General features: G+C 53.5%; 5 protein-coding genes. All 5 read left to right on the top strand.

Going from position 1 to position 16,935, the window contains the following annotated elements:
- The first annotated feature begins 22 nt into the window (after positions 1-22).
- The 5 genes from CVU77_08045 (at position 23) to CVU77_08065 (ending at position 16,803) form a co-directional block, all read left to right on the top strand.
- The gene (locus CVU77_08045) at positions 23-10,843 is read left to right on the top strand and encodes a hypothetical protein (protein PKN00882.1); all 10,821 of its coding nucleotides are present in this window, start codon (positions 23-25) and stop codon (positions 10,841-10,843) included.
- A gap of 247 nt (positions 10,844-11,090) precedes the next feature.
- Entirely contained in the window at positions 11,091-12,623 is a 1,533-nt protein-coding gene (locus tag CVU77_08050; protein PKN00883.1) for a hypothetical protein, read from the top strand.
- Between the two features lie 13 nt (positions 12,624-12,636).
- Positions 12,637-13,647: a hypothetical protein gene (locus CVU77_08055; protein ID PKN00884.1), complete on the top strand. Its 1,011-nt coding sequence runs from the start codon at positions 12,637-12,639 to the stop codon at positions 13,645-13,647.
- Positions 13,648-13,658: 11 nt separating this feature from the next.
- Positions 13,659-14,813 carry a hypothetical protein gene (locus tag CVU77_08060; GenBank protein ID PKN00885.1) on the top strand — a complete coding sequence of 385 codons (1,155 nt, stop codon included), beginning with the start codon at positions 13,659-13,661 and terminating at the stop codon, positions 14,811-14,813.
- A gap of 58 nt (positions 14,814-14,871) precedes the next feature.
- Positions 14,872-16,803, top strand: a complete 1,932-nt coding sequence (locus CVU77_08065; GenBank protein PKN00886.1) for a hypothetical protein — start codon at positions 14,872-14,874, stop codon at positions 16,801-16,803.
- Positions 16,804-16,935 lie beyond the last annotated feature (132 nt).

Here is a 16,935-nt window from a genome sequence, read left to right on the forward strand (position 1 = left end):
CGGACATTTCGACGGCTAATATATGCAGCGGGGTCATAAAAGTACAAGCGCAGGAAAGACGTCCTTGGCGTTGTTCGCCGCGGCGGCTTTCCTTTTTATTTTTACGGGCTATGCGTCGGCTTCATATACGGGCGACTTTCTGTCGGCCGGCGGAGCCGTCTATGACGGCGGCGACTTCGACGAGGCCTATGCCGTCGCCGTCGATACCGTTTCCGTCGGCGGACCGTACTTGTACGTGGCGGGCGCGTCTTCCCGCGCCGCGTCGGGACTCGATTACTTCCTGGTGAAATATGACGCGTCCGGCGTCATGCTTGCTTCGGCGACTTATGCCGGCGGATACGAAGACCGCGCCCGCGGCATCGCGCTCGACCCGCACAACGGAGCCGTTTACGTCACCGGTGAATCGTTCAACGGTTCCCGTTACAATGTTTTCACCGTAAAATACACCACCGCGCTCGAGTATGTGTCCTCCCACACTTTCGAAAGCGCGTTCAGTAGTCACTCCAGCGGTTTTTCAGTCGCTGCGGACAGGCAGAATCCGCCTTTTATTTACGTGGCGGGAGACATCAACAACGGCTCGGACTACGATTATCTTCTGATTAAGTACGACGCGGATCTCGTTTTTATTTCCTCCGCGGTCTATAACGCCGGAGCCGACGACTTTTGCCGTTCCGTGGCGGTATCCACCGTCGGGGCGCACATCTACGCCGCCGGCTACTCATACGGCGCCACCTATGACTATCGCACCGTGAAATACGATTCTTCGCTGAACTTCGTGTCGTCGGCGACTTTTGACGGCGCCGGCAGCGGCTCCGACCGCGCGTACGCCGTGGCGACGGCCCCCTCCGGCGACGTAATCGTCGCGGGGGAAAGCGACAACGGCTCCGCGATAGAGTTTCGCGTACTGCGGTACTCGCCGTTTCTCGCGCTGCTGTCGTCGGCCGGCTACGCCCACAACGGCGCCGAAACCCGCGCCCGCGGCGCGGCCGTCGCCGCAAACTCCGATATTTACGTGACGGGCTTCGCCTTCAACGGCGCCGACACCGACTATCTGACGGCCCGTTACAGCTCCACCCTCGCCACGCGCCTTTCGACCGCGACATACGACAGCTCGCAAAACGACTACGCGATGTCCGTCGCCGCGGGGATTTCTTCTTACGTTTACGTGACCGGTTATTCCGGCATTTCCGCCGCCGCCAACTTCCGCACGCTCCGCTTTTCCGCCGACGGCGCGCCGCCGGACACCACCCCGCCCGCCACAGTTGAGGATTTGTCCGCTCAGCCCGGCAATGCGGCGGGTCAGGTGAAACTCACATGGTCCGCGCCCGGCGACGACGGAGCAACGGGGGCACTGCCCCCCGGCTCGGCTTTCAAGATTCAAGTATCAAGCGTCTCCGACGGTACCGGCGACGGAAAAACCGGATGGCTTTATCAGAACGCCCAAATCACCGTATCAACATCTGGCGTCACTCCGACAACATTGGTAAGTTATGTAGTGGCAGGGCTTGTCCCTGCTTCAACATATTATTTCAAAATCTGGCATGCCGACGAAGTCCCCAACTGGTCAGGACTTTCAAACACAGCAACTTCATGGGCGCAGGTACCGCAAGCGGGATTATGGAAGAGCGTGCAGGGCGGCGGTTGGTCTAACGGGGCGATATGGGATAAAGGAAGCGTCCCTCATTCATTGAGCGTTGTCGAGATTTCGCATACCGTTACATTTGATATGTTTGAGACGGAATCTTCGACGATAAACGTGATGAATTTAGGCACGTTACAATTTGACGGAGCCGTTTCGTCGCGCGCGCTTGTTGTCGCTGGTAATCTTGAAATAATGAACGGCGGAAAGTTTTTGATGCCGCCCAATACGGGATACATCTCGGCTTTGAAGATAAAATGTAACGCCTCGGGGGAATTTGGAGTTATCGTCAACAATGGCGGCGTTTTTGACGTTCGGGGAAACACCACGACCACCCCTTCGACGAGAAACACGCTGATAACATCCGCGAATCCCGCCAACAAAACCTACATCAGAAACCTCTCTCAGACCGAAGCGAACTTCAATATGTATTATGTGGAAGTAAGCAGTGTGGGGGTGGATGATACATCAAAACGGGGAATAACTTTTGACGGTGCCGGAACAAGAGGAAAAATCAATTATTCAAATATTCATAATGGGTATTATGGCATTTACCTTACTGACAGTTCCAATAATACATTGAGCAATAACAGCGTCTACTCAAATACAGATATAGGGATTTACCTTGAGTATGGTTCCAATAATACCCTAATCAATAATAGCGTCTACTCAAATCCTCAGGGGATTTACCTTAATGGTAGTTCCAATAATACCCTGAGAAATAACAGCGCTTACTCACATTCATTCTATGGCATTTACATTTACAACAGTTCCAACAACAATACTATAAGCAATAACCGCGTCTACTCAAATACATATCAGGGGATTTGCATTATTAGTGATTCCAATGATAATACCCTGAGCAATAACAGCGTTTACTCAAATTCAATTGGGATTGAACTTTATCAGAGTTCCAATAATACAGCCGTGAACTGTGATTTTGGGAAAGACGGGAACAACACAAGCGGAGACATCGGGTACCGTGATGACCCAAACAATAATTCAACATTAATACTTAAGAGTTGCAACCTCTATTCTACAACCAAAGTAAATACAACTTATTTAGATGATGCCGGCGCTTATGTTGTTTCTTACAACCAGAACGGTGAAGCAGGCACAGCAAAAATCTGGGGCGATTACAATATCCCTAACGGAAAAGCGGAAAAATTCAACTATGCGGATTTGCTTTACGTCTCGACGGCGACACAGCCGAACTCGACATTAAAAGGCGCCGGCTCGATTACATATCCGACGACAGAAGACGGCAAAACGCAGACGGAATTTTGGGAAGTCAGATATAACGGCTCGAGTTTCGACGTAAAAAGAGGCACCGGCCCGGTTCTCGCTTTCGACGGCATAGCGAATGTGGGCTCCGGATATTATTCGGGCGACCGCGGAGTGGGTTTCACGGCCAGCGGCACGTTCCAGCCGGACGACGCATTTTATTTTGTCACGATTTCATCGTCTGGCGACCAGGGCGTTCAGAAAAAAATCGAGTTTAACGACTCGCCGGTCGGAACAAAACTGACGGTTGACGCCGGCGGCGCTCTTGAAATGATAGGCGCTCCGGGGAATCCCACGATTTCCACGGCCTCCTCCTCGGGCGTTTATTACGGCTTTAATTCGTCGGGGACACTTAACTTCAACAATTACATAATTTCAAATACTTCTTCCACGGGGCTTTCGATTTACGGCGGCAGCATCGTTAATTTAAGCAGCGGTACGTTTGCGAACATTCGTCCGGCCGTCGCGCCTTCAAGCGCGGCGTATATAAATGTAAGCGGCGTTACATCCAACGCCACTTTTTACGGATGTGTTTTCGAGGGCGGCCCGGCCGATTACAACGTAAAAGCCGACGGCTCCGGAATTAACTGGACGTTCAAAAACTGGAGCGGCCCGAAGGGCGGGCCCGCATATACGTCCGCCGTCAACGGCGCGACGGTGAATTGGGAAAGTCCGCCGCCAAATGTCAAAATCTGGGACGGCGGCGGCGCCGACAGTTTGGCGTCAAACGCACTTAACTGGGTTAATGATGTCGCCCCGCAAAACGGCGATTCTATTATTTTCGGCTCAACCAATCCAACGAAGGGATGTCTATGGGATATCGGCGGCATAAGTTTCTCATCGTTCACAATGAGTGTCGATTATTCAAGTTCCGTCGTGCTGAACGACAGCTTTACTGTCGACAATGATTTTACGCTTGCCGGCGGCACCTTTAATGCTGCCGGTATTTTTCTGAATATCCGCGGTAACTGGACTCATTCGGGCGGCAATATCGCGGTAAGCACCGGCGGAATCACATTTAACGGCTCAACCCTGCAGGAGATTTATCAGTCGCCCGGCAGTTTTTTTCCGGTCAGGGTGCAGGTTTATTCGTCAAACATCGTCCGCGCCGTTTCTGACTTAGAATTCCGCCAACCTTCAACTTTTAACCCGTTTTTAATAATTTCATCGGGCACTTTTGAAGCGGGAGCATCTACTCTGACATTTATTTTGCAGGGCGCCAATAACGGGCAATGGTGGCCTGTTTATCTTGATACTTCAGGAATATTTCTGCCCCAGACATCAACTGTAAAATTATTAAGAAGTTCCGGCACAACTAATGGTTTTCGTTTTGAACATAACCTGAATTTCAATAATCTTATTATTGATAACCATGGAGTTGATGGCGGAGTCGCGCATCAGTTTACGGGGCCCGCGGATCAGATTGTAACCGCTGATTATTTTGAATTCACAGAAGGTTCTCTATATGCAGGCGGGAAGTTCATAATCAACGGCAATGTTGTTTTGGGGGTGCCGTCGGATTACAATAAAACAGCAGTATTAAGTATGCAGGCGGCAGGTTCCACCATAACAGTTCGCGGCAGTTTCACGACATATGGGATGGGTGGGCTTGAGTTGGGAGCCATGCTGGAATTGGGCGGTAATTTCACCGGTTCAATAGATGCGGCGGGAAGCAACTCGGTAATTACCAGCACCAGTCCCGGGAATGTATTTCCGCTCATTACTTTAGACCGCACGTATCAATACACGGGTTTGAAAGAAACTACTTTTGATTCTATACAAGGAGTTGTTATTTCAACATGGGTACAGGGCGGGTATTATTCCGGCGTTGCTTTCTCTTCTATAACTTTCCAAAACTTAAAACCCGGCGCGACGGCGGTAACTTATACTTTGTCCGGCGACACCCAGACGTGGGCGAATTTGAATTTTGCCGACACAACTATGTCCGTGAACGTTTCGGCGCCTAATCTTGTCTGGCCGGGATTTGTCGCTTTGCCGAATGCTTTCGGCCCCCGCTCCGGCCCCGCCTACGAAAACGACCCGAACAATGTGATATTCTGGTCGACGCCGACCGCTCCGTCGGGGTTCGACGCCGCTGCGGTGTCCACATCGGGAATAAAATGGTTCTGGACGGATAATTCAAACGACGAGAAGGGTTATCGTCTTAAAAACTCCACCGGTGCCGTCATCGCCGACCTGTCGTATAACACAACGGAATTCGTTTTGACGGGACTTGCGCCGAACGCGTCCGCCGCCGCGCTTGTCGAGGCGTATAATCCCATCGGCGCGTCAACGAGAGCTCTCGTGGCAAAATACACTCTCGCCGACATTCCGTCGGGATTGTATTTGTCCAATGTGACGTCACACTCGGTAACCGCCAACTGGTCCGCCAACGGCAACCCCGCCGGAACATTTTACGATTTGGAATACTCCACCTCGCCTGATTTTACGCCTTACGACGAGGTTTACGGAACCATTGCGCTCGCCGAAGTTTGTGGCCCTCTTCTTGCAGATACAACATATTATTTCAGAACGAACGCCAGAAACTTCGATTCGATAAACACGGGATTCAGCGCGGTTGTCTCTACGTTAACGCTCGCTCCGCCGCCCGCCGGTCCCGACAAAGTATGGTCTCGCTCCGCGGATCTCGGAAGCGGCTTGGCCTCATCGGCGGCCAACTGGTCGCCGTTCGGAGTTCCCGCCGACGGAGATGCGGTCTACTTTAACGCGACATCGACCCAATCCTGCGCGTGGGACATCGCGGGTTTAACGCTTTCTTCTTTCACAATGACGTCCGGCTATACGGGGCAGGTAAATCTTTCCACCAATGTTTTTGTCGACGGGGGTTTCTTAAAAACCGGAGGGGCTTTCAGCATAGGCAACAGCATACTTGAACTCACCGGCGATTTCACTTCTACGGCCGGCAGTATGGGCGCCGGCACGACCGGCAAGATACTGTTTTCGGGCAGTACCGTTCAGTATCTCAACGCTTCGGGAATGGTGACGTTTGAAGTCGCCTCGTCGAGCGAGGTCGTAAATATCACCTCCGGCTTTATGAGCGTCAACGGCAACGTGTTTCTTACGTCCGGAGTTTTGAGGGCGGGCAACGAAATAAGAGTCGGCGGCGACTGGACTCAGGCCGGCGGAGTATTCGACGCGCAGAGCAGCACCGTTACATTTGATTCGATAAATCTTTCTCAGGATATAATGACGCTGACGGTAAATCCGTTCAATCATTTCAAAGTCAATGCGACGACAAACGTTTACGTCTATTCGACCGTCGACGTCAACGGCGTGTTTACCCTCGATACCGGCACGCTGTCACTGGTGTCCGGCGGACGGATAAACGCCAATCAATCGTCGGATATTATGTCCCGTTTCGAGGTGAATGCGGGCACATTCTCCTCCACCGGAATGGCCAGAGTCCTCTCCGGCGGAGAACTCGATTTGAGCGGCGCTGCCGCTTCGACCGTGCGGCTGGCTACGGGAATAAACATAGGCGCGGGCGGAAGAATAAGCGCCAATTCCGCTTTGGACGTCATTAAATCTTCCGCGGCCGGCCAGTATTATTCTTTCACGGTCGCCTCCGGCGCGCTTAACGTGACCGGCCTCACTCTCGACGGATTGAATGCCGCGGGTCTTGTCGCGCAAAGCGGTTCGCTTATACAGAATCTCAACAACGTCAATTTTAAAAACGCCGCCGCCGGCGCCGTCGCGCTTCAAATACTTTCCGGCGGCACGTCAATCTATACTTTCTCGAACCATTACTTCGACGCCTCCGTTTCCACCAACGTTTACGCTCCGAATCTCACCGCCCCCGGATATATCAATATGTCCGGAGCGACCGGGCCGAAATCGGGATACAATTATGAGAATGATCCCAACGGACGCATTTTCTGGGGCGCTCCCGAGACACCGACGGGAGCCGATTCTGTCGCGGTCGGTATATCATCCATAACCTGGGGATGGACGGACAATGCGTATGAAGAAGAGAGTTATAGGATCAGCAGAGTTTCAGACGGAGCTTTCTTGGTTCAAGGGTTATCGATAAATACTACATACTGGACACAAACAGGTTTTTCGCCGAACACATCGGAGCAGATTACGGTCGAAGCCCTAAACGTCATCGGCGGGGCCGGTTCAACACCTTCTCCCATCCGATATACTCTTGCCGCAGTTCCGACGGGATTGTATCTGACTAATGTGACGTCGCACTCGGTAACGGCGAACTGGTCGCCGAACGGCAATCCGTCGGGTACGCAATATTATGTTGAATGTTCTTCCGTAGGGACAGGATTTATTCCTGTCCTCTCTAACAGCGGGTGGACGACCCAAATAAATTGGGTCGCTACATCACTTCAACCAAATACCACATACTGGTTCAGGGCGCAGTCTAGGAATGTCGATGCAATTGCAACTGCTTTTGATACGACTGTTTCCACGGCGACACTCCCTGATCCCGTCAAGCCGGCGTCCGGCATACTGTATCCGGCGCACTCGTCGTATTGCAAAGCGCTGAACGTCATCTCCGGCACCGCCGCTGCCACCGGCGGGGCTTCGATTGCCGAAGTTCAGGTCTTTCTCTTCGATATAGCCCTTGGCAAATATTGGAACGGAGTAAACGCATGGTCTCTCGATGCGGAATCGTGGTTTTCCGCCGCTGTTTATCCGTCGAGCTGGACATATGACGTCTCTGCCGCTGCTTTCCAAAACGACAAAGAATATCGCGTCGTTTCCCGAGCCATAGATACTTTCAGCAATTATGAAACCCTCAGAGCGACCGCGGTCTTCAGGATAGATACTGCGCTCCCGGCGTCCGGCGTGGCATACCCTGTTAATAACAGCGCCTACTCGTCGCTGGGCGTGGTTTCCGGCACCGCCGCCGACGCGGCAAATGCGTCCTTTAACTCCGGCGTCTCGTCGGTAAAAATACGCTTGTTGCGTCAGTCCGACGGATTTTTCTGGGACGGCGCGGTCTGGGTCGTCGGAGAGTCGTGGCTCGACGCCACTGGCTCGGGCGCATGGTCATACAACTCGTTGCCCGCGTTTACATCGGGATATTACATTGTCAATTCGCGGTCGTACGACGTCGCCGGCAATGACGAGGTTGCTTTCTCGACGAGCGCGTTCTATATATCGGGACCCGCCACGCGACTTATTTTGACCATCCCCGGCGAAACGTTCCAGGAAGGCGCCGCTCCGGGTAAAATCGGGACGCCGGCTTCGCGGACGGCCGGTTCGGCTTTTATGATAACGGCTTTCGCCGTGGACGACAACTATTATCTCGACGCATCGGCGAACGCGGGTGTATTTGCGGTCACGTCCGACGGATACGACGTCGAACCGGCCACTCGGACGCTCGTCGGAGGGACGACGACATTCGCGCTGAATCTCCTGGCCGCCGGAACTTCGCAGATAACCATTTCGGCTTCCGTTCTGACATCGGCTGCCACATCAGTCGTGGTGCTTCCTTCCGTTCCGACGAGAATTCAACTGCTCGTGCCCGGCGAAACGGCTGCCCCGGGCAAAGTTATGTCGGCGCCCTACGGTAAAACCGGAACCCCCGCGACTCAGATAACGGGACAGGCCTTTAACGTCACGGTTATGGCAACCGACGATTACTGGAATATTCAGCCCGCGAGCAATCCTGTCGTCAACATAATCACGAGCGACCCCGCCGATTCTCATCCGCCCGACGCTTCGCTTGTGTCGGGAGAAAAGATATTTTCCGTCATATTCGTAACGGCCGGCTCATGGACGGTCTGCGCCACCGATATAGACGGAACTCCTTTGGAGTCATCAACAAGCACAGTCGTAAATGTTTTAGACAACACACCGCCCGCCGCCGTTACGGATATTACAGGACAACCCGGAGTTTCCGACGGAGCAATTGTTTTGAATTGGCCGGCTCCGGGCGATAATGGGGGGGCAAGCCCGCTCCCCGCGGGTTCAATGTTTAAGATTCAACACTCAACTTGGGCGGGTGTTTTATGGTCGACGACGGCGGCACAAATCACCGTTTCCACATCGGGTGTCACACCGACCGCGCAGGTCGCTTACACTGTCGCGGGTTTAACGGGCTGGACGACATATTATTTCAAACTCTGGCACGCCGATAATGCGCCGAACTGGTCGGAACTTTCAAATACCGCCACTTCTTACGCCGCCGATTTTGCCGCGCCGGGCGTTCCGTCGCTGATATCTCCGTCGAGCGCGACCGCCGCCAATCTTTTGGCCGTCGATTTTTCGTGGAACCCGTCCACGGATTCGGGCTCCGGCGTGGCCGGTTACGAACTTTACATTTCCACTTCCGGCGATCCTGCGGTGTTTGTTTCTTCGACGGCGACGGTCTCGACCTCCGTTAATGTCGTCCTGCCTAATCAGGGAGCGTATCAGTGGCGCGTCAGGGCCAAAGACAAGGCCGGCAATTTTTCGACTTACTCCGCCGCGTACACACTCACGGTCGACACCACTTCGTCGTCCGCGCCTGCCGCGCCGACGTCTCTGTCCGGCACGGTAATTTCGACTGTTTCAGTGCGATGGAATTGGCTCGATAACGCGACGAACGAAACCGGATATAGATTGCAGAACGCCGCCGACGAAATCATAATAGACGGCCTCGCCGTCGACACTACTTTCTACGTCGAGTCGACGCTTTCGCCGAACACGCAATATGTCCGCCGCGTTCGCGCATACAATGGCGCCGGCGCGAGCGCTAAATCGAACGATGCGGCCGTATATACACCGGCCAATCCCCCGTCGAATCTTACTTCTCTGTCGCGCACGGCGGCTTCAATTTCGCTTTCCTGGACGGCCGGCGGAGGCGGTAATACCCGCTTTGCCGTCGCGCGTTCGTCCGACGGAATATTGTATCAGATGCTTGTGGCCTGGGCAGACGCCAAAGTCGGGACCAATTATACCGACGCCGGTTCCATCAAACCGGACACAACCTATTTTTACCGCGTGGCAGGTTACAACGGCGACGCCGTTATTACGGCATTCACTTCCGTCATAGCGGTGAAGTCCGAATCGGTTCCCCCCGATACTATATCGGGCAAAATCACTCAGGCCGACGGCAAGACGCCCATCGCGGCTTTAAGGGTGGATGCCGCGGCTCCCGACGGGACTTCGGTATATTTCGTGCATACTTCCACCGACGGCTCATACACCATATCCGCGGTCGCGCCCGGCAAGTATCGCGTTCAGGCGGGATGGGCGCTCAACGACATCGTGTCGTCGGTTTACAAAGACGAAATATATAACGGCTCCGTCGGAGTGGACTTCACGCTTGAAGTCAGTTTCGCGCCGTCGGCCATATCGGGCGTCATACGCAAAGCCGACGCCGGTGTGAGCGCGCCCAAAGTGCGCCGGGTCAACGGTCCGCTGGCTCCGGAGGAACAACTCGGCGAAACTTTCGTCGAGATATTGAAGGACGGAGTGATAGCTCTCAGGGTGTACGCGGATCGTTTCGGCTATTTCGAGATAGGAAATCTTATGCCGGGCGGCTATGTGTTGCGCGCGTTCAACGGTCTGGCGTACAGCGCGCCGAAAGCCGTCTCCCTGGCGGAAGGCCAGATGGCCGTGCCGGCGTTCGCATTTTCGCCCATTGCCGGTTCCGGCGATGATGTTTACGCCTACCCCAACCCCGCGCGGGGATCGTCGGCTGCAATACGCTTTAAGGCCGGTGTCGCTTCTCCCAAAATCGAACTTAAAATATACAATATAGCCGCTGAACTCATACGCTCGGCGGATCAAAATGATTTTGCGGCGTCGGGAGCGGGAGTGTACAAATTCGACTGGGACTTGAATAATTCGTCGGGCAAAAAGGTCGCCTCCGGCGTCTATATATATGTGCTTAAAGTTTCTTCCGAGGACGGCGAAGAATCCGTGGTTAAAAAGAAGCTGGCGATCATAAAATAAGAGACAAACGAGAGCCGGGAATAGTAACGTAGTGAGATCGTTGAAACAGTTCCCTTGGCCGTCATTGCGAGGAACCCCGCATCAGAGTGCGGGGTAAACTCCGTGACGAAGCAATCTCGCTGTTGTGAGATTGCCGCGCCCCGCCACACAACGGCGGGGCTCGCAATGACAAAGTATGGGGTTTTCCAATGGTCTCGCAGCAAGAATATTAAGAAGTAAGCGATAAAAATCCGTGCCGGAAGAAGCGATGAAAAAAATAATGCTCAATATTGTTTTTGCGTCGGTTATAGCGGGCGTTTTGAGCGCCGCCGCCGCCGCCGCCGTTGAAATCAGGGCGGCGTATGTCACCGACGGCCTGGGCGCGCGCCGGACGACTTTTTCTTCGACGGAAAGAATAACCCTTAAGGCCGAGGTCTACAACTCCGCGCCGTCCGACAGAATAGATTTTGTTTTCATTATTTACGACGCGCTCGGCTCAAAACTGATGGAACATACCGGCAATTCCGTACCCGGCTCGGTCGGCGCCGGCGGGTCGTCGTTATCGGCGGTTCAGATTTCAAGATTTTACAAATCGCCCGGATCTTACGTCTATGAACTCAAGGTAAATGAAATACGCGGCGGCGCCGTGGCCGACTCAAAGACGTCGCGCGCTTCCTTTTTCGTGTATTCACCGATACTTACGCTTACCTATCCGAACAATAACGCAATGAACCTGGCCGATAGCCCGCTTGCATTCCGTTGGGCGGGTTCCGGAGCGGCCAAGTATCGCATTTCCGTCGACGATGATATGTCTTTTTACAACACTATTTTTTCGGCGGAGACCCTGGACACGTTCTATTCTTATCCTCAGAATCCGCCGGATATCAGACAGCGTCTCAAAGGTTCGCAGAATTATTATTGGAAGGTGGAAGGTCTTGACGCCTTCGGAAATGTCATAGCCGCGTCTCAGATGCCGTTTGTATTCACTATAAAGGACACCGCGTCCTCGCAGATTTCGCGCGATATCGGCATCGTGTCGGTGGTCATTGAGCCGCCGGACGAGGATTTCGTGCTGATAAAAGTGGAGATAAAAAATCTGGGCGCCCGGGGGGAAAGCGGCATACCCGTCGCGCTTTTTGTCGACGGCGTATCCGCAGGGTCGTCAAGAATAGAATTCTTGAACGCAGGGCAGTCGTTTGTCGCGGAGTTCAGAACGCCGAGGCCCAAAGCCGAAAAAATAGTCGTAACGGCGGCGCACAATTTCATCGACGATACTCCGGCCAACAATATGCTCACTCTTACTCTTGCGCTGCCGCAGGCAATGGCGGTCACGCGCGGGCGCATAATAGGCAAGGCGCTGGAAGACGACGGCGATAAATCCAAAGACAAGGGCATAGACGGCGCGGCTGTATCCTACGTCGGGCCGGTGTCGGGGGAAGTCAAAACCGCCGTGAACGGGCAGTATCAGATACGGGATCTGCCCTTGGGCGCGTATAAAATTTCGGTGACCCACCCTGATTACGAGCCGGCCGAAGCGTCCGTGGAGTTGTCGCGCTCGCGGGCGTATCCGGCGGTGGATTTCCGACTGAAAACGGCGAAAAAAACGGCGGCTTCTTCGATAATAATGAGCCGCGTGGATTTTTGGAATACATTGCGTCGGCATCTCTCCGGAACAACGCGCGATAAAACCGAAGGATACGAACTTTCCGAGATAACAGGCATCGCGGAGAGCGAGTACGCGGCTATCCTGGAAGCGCTTAAAAACGGCAAAGCCCGCATAACAAACGAAACTTTGGAGTAACGGTCGATTCAATATGAAAAAGACGACAGGCATTATCTTTTCCGCCTTGATAATGGCGGCGGTATCGATTGCGTCCTTTGCGGCGGAAGAGCCGGAAAAAAAACACGCCGCGGGTTTTGTGACGGACACCGAGGGTGAATGCTGGATCTTAAATCCTTCGGCGGACCGTTCCCGCATAAAACTCGGTATGTTCGTATACGAACGCGACACCATAAAAACAGAACGCCGCGCGCAGGTAAAGATGGTTTTTTCAAACGGTGTGGAAATCAGAATCCGCCAAAATTCCGAACTCTCCGTTATGGAAGTGCCTCCCGCCGAGCGCGGGATGTCTTCGAGGGTAAAAATGGTTTTCGGCGGAGTGTTTTCCAGAGTGATAAAGCAAAAGACAAAGTTCAATGTGCACACACCCGTCGTCACTATTGCCGTGCGCGGCACCGAGTTCGATACGGACGTTGCGCAGGGAACTGGCGCTACGGACATCAGGGTATTCAAAGGCGTCGTGGCTCTTGAAAATGATTTCGGCTCAAGGGAACTCAAGGCAAATATGAAATCTTCGGTGTCGGCCGGCGAGCCGCCTGCGCCGCCCGCAGCGTTGTCCGAAGAAGAAAAAAAACCGGAGGTTCCCGCCGAACCCGTCTATTCCCTTGGCATTGAGACGGCTAAGACGGAGCTTGAGGAGGGAAAGGAATTTTCCGCCGCAGTTACCGTCAAAGACGCCGAAGGCCTGGAAGCAAAAAACTTCAAAAACAAAATTACGCTTAGTGTAACCGGCGGAGCGCTTCTGAGCCGTTCCGGACAAAATAAGTGGTCGTCGTCGGTAGAGGGTTCTTCCCGCGACGGTGAATTTAAGTTCGGCATCAAAACCGTTTCGGCCGGACCGGCGCAGATAGTGGCGGCGGCCAAATCGGCGCAGTCGTCGTCCCTTGATATCAACATCTTGCGTCCGAAAGAAAGGACTCTCAGAATAAACGTAAAAGAGGGCTCATCGGAGCGGGAGATCAAGATTAAACTGAAATCTAAATAACGGCTCCGTTAATGAAAAAAGCAGCGTTAATGCTATTCCCGTTAATCGCGTCATTTGCGTTGGCGGGAATTGTTTTTTACTATCTTATAATGATGCCTCTGTCGGGCGGTTACAACGTAACCGTGCGCACATCGGGGCTGAAGCCCGTTTATTCCGTCGGCGCTCCCGTCACTTTTAACGGCATAATCGCCAACGCGGGCAAAAACGCTTCGGAGTTTTACATAGATTCCGGCATAATATCCGACGGCACGGATAATATTTTGCGCAAGTCGTATTTCCTGGCGGCGGGTGGAAGCAGGCATTTTTCGTTTGGTTTTGCCGCCGATAAGTCCCGCGAGGGAAAAAAAACGCTTTTAGTGTCCGTATCCCGACCGTCGAAACTGCCCGGCTTCAAAGACGCCGTAATTTGGTCGCGCCAGACCGAATTGGTTTTTGCCCCGCTCCGCGACACAAAACCGGCCTCGCCCGAGGTAAAATCCAAGCCGTCGCCCGCGCCGCTTGCGGCGCCTCCGCCAAAATATGCGGAAGAGATCGTGCGCGCGCAGTTTTCGGCAACATTCCCCGAAACAGTCCGCTATGGCGAGGTCTCCAAACTCACCGTCCGTCTGAAAAATCTTACATCGACCCCGGAGGTTTTCGATGTGTTTCTTCAAATAACGCCGCCATCGGGTACGGAAACGCTCTCCACGAGCCGCGTTGCGCTGCGTCCGTCGGAAACCAAGCAGGTCGACTTTTTGTACAAAGTTATGCCGGGGCATTCGGAGGGAAATTATTCCGCGAAAATATGGTACCGCACGAGGCAGGCGGTGTCCGAAGAAATTTACGCCGGCGCGTTCAAACTATCGGACGAGGAACCCGTGATACAGGTAAAGAAAATGCTTATGGATCCGGTATCGGGCAAACCCGCGGAGATACTTGTCGAGGCCTCCGACGATATAGGCGTTCGCGAAGTCATATTTATCTCGGCGGCGCAAAGTCCGACGGGTGCGCGGTCGGACAGCAGAAATATTCCTATGTATCTTTTTTCAGGCGACGAGAGGAGGGGGATATGGCGCTGCGAATATATACCGAAAAAATCCGACGCCTACGTCTTTTCGTTTCTGGCGGTGGACACTAAACGTCAGCGCTCGCGCCTGGGCGAATTTCCCGTCAAAGTTATCAAATAAGAATCGCCGCCGCCGAATTAAAAAAAATCCTGAAACTTGAGCGAACCGGAGAACATTCATGAGCGTTAAAAAATCCCTGAAGCTGTGCGCGGCGGTTTTTCTGGGTGTGGCATTCCTGCGTCTTCCCGCCGCCGCCGGATTATCGGCACAGTTGCAATTGTCGGTAGCCGTTCCCGATCCGATAGTTGCCGGCGAGGAACTGACTATCCAGGCGATAATATTCAACAACGGAACCGAGATTTGGGCCGCCGGGGATTATTCCGCCGAGGTCGAAATATTCGACGCTTCTAAAAACTATGTGGCGAAAACGCCGCGCAAGAAGGGAACGCAGCTCATAAGGCCGTCGGAGGCGGCGCTGTTTTATGTGCCTTTCGCCGTTCCCGCCGGTTTCAACGGGTCTTATTTTTACAAGGTCTACCTGCTGCATAAGGACCGTCGCATCTCGGAAAGCGATTTTTTCGGCTTTAACGTCCTTCCTTTGTCGAGGCCGCCCAAAGAACCTTCGGCGCTTGAACTCGGCGGCAACGCTTTCATATATTATAAGGGGACTTCAAAATACGATTGGGCCGATTACACCGGTAACTTTAACTTGAATTTGATCGGCGCGGTCAATCGTAAGCCCATGATGTTCAATATCTACACTTTCCACACGCCTAAGTCGACGTCCACTCCGTCCGACGTCAATCACGAGATATACACCATCTTCGCCGGCTATTACGCCGATGACTGGTCGGTGTCTCTCGGCGACATCCTGCCGGTATTTTCGCCGCTTTCGCTTTACGGAACCGGTATGCGCGGCGGAATTTTTGATGTAAGAAGCGGAGGTCTCAGCGCGTCCGTCGTGGGCGCAAGAAGCGTGGCCGCGCGCGAAGGCAGCCAAACCATCGACGGAGTTTACGAGAGAATTGTCGCGGGCGCCCGCGCGGAATACGCTGTGGCCGAATTTGTCTCGCTCGGCGGCTCGTATCTTTACGGTTTCGACCGGCGGGAATCTATAATCGCCGCCGGCCCCGCTCTCCGGCCGGCTTCCAACGGCGTGACCGGCGGAACACTGAAAATCAAACCCGCCGAGCATGTGAGCTTATCGGCCGAATATCAGACGAGCGATTACCGCTCGAACGTCGACATATCGTCGACTTCCGCGGCGGACACGGCTTACAGGTTGGAGATAAGCTGGGCTCCGCGCAACTTCAACGTCAGGGGCGCCTATCAGACCACCGGGGTTGATTTCAATACTTTCGGCGCGCCCGGCGCCGCCAAGGACAGAAAAACCATAGATTTATCGTCGGGGCTTACGCTTTTCTCAAAGATGAATTTTTCAATCGGCTATCTTAATTATACCGACAACGTGGCCGCCGATCCGTCGAAAGTTACAACCAACCAGAATATGTACAGCGGCGGAATTACGCTTGCTATGGACGGCTCGATTCCATCGCCGTCGGTGTCTTATTCGCAGAATGAGGCCTGCGCCCTGGAGCCGAACCGCGCCGCGCTCGATAATATAACCAGGACAGTCGCGGCGGGTTTGTCGGGCAGGATTATCGGTACGAACTACTCCGTTTCCGCGCAGCGTTCCGATTTCGCCGATCTGAACAAAACGGCCGACGATTTCAGAAGCGATACGGTGTCGTCGGGTTTTTCCTTCGAGCCGGCAAAATTCGCCGCGGTCAATATAGGCGCCACGTTAAGCGTTACTGATAATCTTATTCAAAATACGCAATCCCGCACCGGCTCCGCTTCCGGCGCCGTCAATATTAAGATCGTTCCCGACAAGCTCACATCTCAGATCTGGGGAAGTTTGACCGATCGCCGGAATCCCGCCGAAGCCGTCGACGTTTCGGACGCGGGCGGGAACATTGAGTTCACTTATCAATTCAACGGTTCCCTGGCGTGGACTCTTGGCGGCGGACTAACGCGCGTCGAAGACAGATTCGCCGAAACTTCCGTACCGGAACACGGGCTGAACACTCGCGTGAGTTACTCATTTTAAAAAAAATTAGGTGATTATAAACGATTTGGCACTAAATTCGTGATATAAGACACAAGCAACTCGAACAGCGGCTCATGTCTATGATTATATCTAAACTCCATCTCTTTAAGGTAAAACGGGAACCATTCTTTG

The sequence above is a fragment of the Elusimicrobia bacterium HGW-Elusimicrobia-1 genome, from assembly GCA_002841695.1.
GTDB lineage: Bacteria > Elusimicrobiota > Endomicrobiia > PHAN01 > PHAN01 > PHAN01.